The sequence below is a fragment of the Herpetosiphonaceae bacterium genome (assembly GCA_036374795.1).
Taxonomy (GTDB): domain Bacteria; phylum Chloroflexota; class Chloroflexia; order Chloroflexales; family Kallotenuaceae; genus LB3-1.
On record DASUTC010000172.1, the window covers coordinates 1 to 1,567 of the forward strand.

3 protein-coding genes are annotated in these 1,567 nt (G+C 62.3%); all 3 read left to right on the forward strand.

Annotated elements, in window-relative coordinates; all coding sequences use genetic code 11:
- On the forward strand, positions 1 to 477 hold a 477-nt coding region (locus VFZ66_12605; GenBank protein ID HEX6290029.1), incomplete at its 5' end, for a DUF599 domain-containing protein.
- A 68-nt stretch (positions 478 to 545) separates the two neighbouring features.
- Positions 546 to 1,103, forward strand: coding sequence for an ISAs1 family transposase (locus tag VFZ66_12610; GenBank protein HEX6290030.1), 558 nt, complete (start codon positions 546 to 548; stop codon positions 1,101 to 1,103).
- On the forward strand, positions 1,057 to 1,567 hold a 511-nt coding region (locus VFZ66_12615; protein HEX6290031.1), incomplete at its 3' end, for an ISAs1 family transposase. The genes VFZ66_12610 and VFZ66_12615, both read left to right, overlap by 47 nt.

Consider the following 1,567-nt stretch of genomic DNA (forward strand, 5'->3'; position numbering starts at 1 on the left):
GCCTTGGTGGGAGCTCTCGCACGGGTGGACAGCCTTGCTGCTTTCTCTGAGGGGTTCGCATCCGGCGTGGCCATTTCGCCGGAAAGTATCCGGCTGGCGCTGCTCGCTCTGCTCGGCATTTTCATCTACGGTTTCTTCATGTTCACCTGGACATTGCGGCAGTACAACTACTGTATCGCAATGATCGGAGCGGCACCGATGCCGCCCATTGAGTCCGAGCGACACTCGCGGCTCGCCGACGCTCTGGCCCGTTCCATTACCGGAGCGGCGCTAACTTTCAACGCCGGCCTGCGATGCTACTATTTCGCCTTCGCCACACTGGCCTGGTTCCTCCACCCGCTGCTTGTGCCGGTAACTACAGCCTTGACCATGATCATGCTGATCCGTCGGCAGTTCTATTCCAGGGCTGTTCAGTTCTCCCCCCGCTGGGTGCCTGGATCGCGCAAAGCGAGTCCTGATGGGCGTGATGCCGCGTAGAAAGAGTCTACCATCGGGCACGAATGTGTGAATCCTTGATCGGCAATTCCTGACCCTGGGGGTTTGCCATGGTACCGTTCGGCCGGCTTCTCGATGCGTTGAGCGAGGTTCCCGATCCACGACGCGCGGAGGGCAAGCGCTATCCGCTGGCGCCGTTGCTGCTGTTCACCGTGCTGGCGCTGCTGTCCGGCGCGACCTCGTACCGCCACATCATCTGCTTCCTGGAGCAACGCCGGATCGTCCTCAACGCCCTGTTCGGCTGTACCCTGAAGCGAGCGCCGTCGCTCAACACGCTGCGCACTGTCCTGCAGATGCTTGACCGCGCCGCCCTGGAAGAGGCTTTTCGCCAACACGCCCGGGACCTGTTGCCGCCGGCGGAACTGGGCCGGATGCCGGTCGTGGCGCTCGACGGCAAGATCCTGAAGGGCAGCTTCGACCATCTCAACGACCAAAAGGCGGCCCAGGCGCTGAGCGCCTTCGCCTCGGAGGCCGCGATCCTGCTGGCGCACACCGAAATCGACGTCAAGAGCAATGAAATCCCGGCTGCCCAGCAGATGATCGCCGAGCTGGGCCTGAGCGGTGTGCTGTTCACGGCCGACGCCCTGCATTGTCAAAAAAACCTTTGAAGCAGCCCGCGACAGCGGCAACGCGCTGCTCGCCCAGGTCAAGGCCAACCAGCCGGGCCTGCTGGCCACGCTCCAGGAGATCGCCGCCGAGCAGCCGCCGGTCGAGCGCTTCGAGAGCGTTGATCCCAAAAGCCATGGCCGTCATGAAACCCGCGAGATCGAGACCTTCGACGTTCAGGACAAACTCGATGCCGAGTGGGACGACCTGATCGTCCAAGCCGCCCGGGTCTCGCGCCTGACTTGGCACAAGGACACCAGATCCGGCTTCTGGAAGGCAACCGAGGAAGTTTCGTTCTACGCCTGCCAGATCAAACTCGACGCCAAAACGTTCAGCCAGGCGGTCCGAAACCACTGGGCAATAGAAAATCGGAGCCATTATGTTCGCGACGTCACGTTCGGCGAAGACAGGTGCCGGACCCGCATCAAGCCCCTACACTTCGCCCGCTTCCGCAGCTTCGCGATCA